Below are 2110 nucleotides of genomic sequence, written 5' to 3' on the forward strand. Positions count from 1 at the left end.
TAATCCAAATAACTTTTCAGCAAACCATCTTGGGTGACGATCACCGGAAGACTTATCTTCGTCCCCGTGTTGTCTACTTTGATATTTGCCTCTATGCAGACGCTGTTCAGCACGCAATTTCCAATTGGTAAAATAGTATGTTCGTAATTCCTCTATATATGCATGTATGCTCAAAAAAAACCAGATTTCGATTTCTGGCATAGGTTTTTGATGCTTTTTAGGATATTTTTTCTATTCCACTAATGCTGCTGTTGAGTTCATCCTCAACGGCTAGCAAGTTAACCGGGTCGTTCGCAAACGTTTCACGCTTTTGGCCTGACCAGCGCCAAGCGCCGCGCTCCCAGGCCCACTCCAGGGGTACAACGTGATCAATCTCAACGTCGCTGGCTTGGTACAATTGTTGACCTGTGAATAGACTGTTCCAACGGCCTGATATGACACGGCAGGCTTTTAGCGGATCAGCAAATGTCGGTTCGCTGGTGGATTTGGAGATGAGCAGCTCCGCCCGCGTATCCTGACAGTCACCATCTTCGTCGATCCAATGGCGAAAGTAATCTCTGTCATAGGGTCGGTAATCGCTGGCCGGGTTGCGTTCGGCGCGAATGTCACGAAGACTGAGCCCGCTTGGCAAAAGGCCCCCAGAGTCCAGGCAGGTCTTAATGGAATCAAAGGCTTCGTAATTCTTGGTTCGCTCGTACCAGCTGCTTTCCGGTGGGTGGCATAGGCCGCTGCTGGACTTTTTGACCAGTTCTGCGGATACGGACGTACACACCAACAGCAGAATGAAGGCGAGGCCGACAGTCCTTTGTCTCGTCATGATGGATTCCTTCTCAACTTGATAATAGACCGGAAGCGCACGATGCGGATGGGACAGCGAGGTGACAGAATACGCGGGCAGTGGCAATCGTCCAAATTTGGACGCTACGGTCTCGCCACGAACGGATGGAAATCTCTAACTCTCAGCAACTTAGTACCCAGATTTCGATTCTGTAGTCGCGGAACGTAGTTCTTCAGTAATCAACAAAGGAGTATGACACTGACCTATGGCCATCCATTATTATGAGAAAGGCCAGTTATCTTCTCGTTTTCACGGCTGGCATGTGACCGCCACGCTACGAGGCAAACGGTACCAGAAGTATTTCAGCTTGATCCCTCCGAAGCCGACGATCCCGGCGGATTTCTGGTATCGCTACCAACGAACAAGAGCCCGGTATTACGACGCCCGCTGGGCGGCTCGCTCGGCTGCATTGCAGTACATTGATGCCCTGAAAACCAATCACCCAAACACACGTCCTTACCGCGGTGTTGGATTCCGGGGCATCACGATGGGGATCACCACCGGAGATCGCGTCGATCAGGAACGCTGTTATTTTTCGGTCAACCATCCTGGCAACGCGGTGCGGTTTTACATCACTGAAGAATGCCCGCTGACGTGTGCCTGGCATCAAGCGGTTGATCATTGGGGCGAAGTGTTTGGCATTCGGCCCAAAGACATTGAGCGGAAGCGAAACAACCCTGTCGCCCCCTCGGCTTTCAAAGCCCTTCGAAACCAACTCAACCATCACGAGGGCTTCAATATCTCAGTGGAAGCACTTCACGATGTCTATGCCGAACAGCGAGCGGAGATTGAGCGGCAAAAGGCTAAGGAACAAACTCAAGGCGAAGTCACTGAAGATGAATTGCTGGGCTGGTATGCCAGCTTGAAGCAAGAAATTACGGAATTCCAGAGTCGGTAGATTGAAGGGATAGAGGGGCAAAATAGTGGCAGGTCTCTCCCTGACCGGTCACACCACTGTGCAGGTGTCGCGTTTGCCTGACATCCGTTGTCGGACTTGGTCGAGCCAGCGGAGCTTCCTCGACCCACTGCAAGACTAGCACAAGAAGAATGGGCCGCAATAAGTCTCCCGCCAGAAGTGCAGATTCAGGCCATAAGGAATACGGATGCCTTGATCTGCCTCAACGTGGCGTTTTTCGGTTGTGTGTGATCCTGCGAGGGATAAATGGAGGAAGTGGTCTGCGTATTCCAGACCAAGGTTGCCACTGATTCCAGACGAAGCCTGCCACCCATTCCACGCGAAAGCTGCCACTGATTCCACGGCAAAGCTGCCAC

Annotated in this window: 3 protein-coding genes; 1 reads left to right on the forward strand and 2 read right to left on the reverse strand. The window is 51.8% G+C overall.

Annotated features, from left to right (window positions below):
* Nucleotides 1–217: 217 nt before the first annotated feature.
* Nucleotides 218–817 carry an HNH endonuclease family protein gene (locus BY454_RS16605; protein ID WP_104417024.1) on the reverse strand — a complete coding sequence of 200 codons (600 nt, stop codon included), beginning with the start codon at nt 815–817 and terminating at the stop codon, nt 218–220.
* A 226-nt stretch (nt 818–1043) separates the two neighbouring features.
* On the opposite strand from BY454_RS16605, the gene BY454_RS16610 reads away from it, so the two are divergent.
* Entirely contained in the window at nt 1044–1736 is a 693-nt protein-coding gene (locus BY454_RS16610; RefSeq protein ID WP_104417023.1) for a hypothetical protein, read from the forward strand.
* A 185-nt stretch (nt 1737–1921) separates the two neighbouring features.
* On the opposite strand, the gene BY454_RS16995 is transcribed toward BY454_RS16610, so the two are convergent.
* A partial coding sequence (locus BY454_RS16995; protein WP_219821025.1) for a hypothetical protein occupies nt 1922–2110 on the reverse strand: 189 nt, incomplete at its 5' end.

This window comes from Marinobacter persicus, from assembly GCF_002934325.1.
GTDB classification, from domain to species: Bacteria; Pseudomonadota; Gammaproteobacteria; order Pseudomonadales; family Oleiphilaceae; genus Marinobacter; species Marinobacter persicus_A.

Excerpts from the sequence above, each read along its gene's own strand:
- BY454_RS16605 (WP_104417024.1), bottom strand. The coding sequence starts at position 817 with ATGACGAGACAAAGGACTGTCGGCCTCGCCTTCATTCTGCTGTTGGTG.
- BY454_RS16610 (WP_104417023.1), top strand. The coding sequence starts at position 1,044 with ATGGCCATCCATTATTATGAGAAAGGCCAGTTATCTTCTCGTTTTCAC.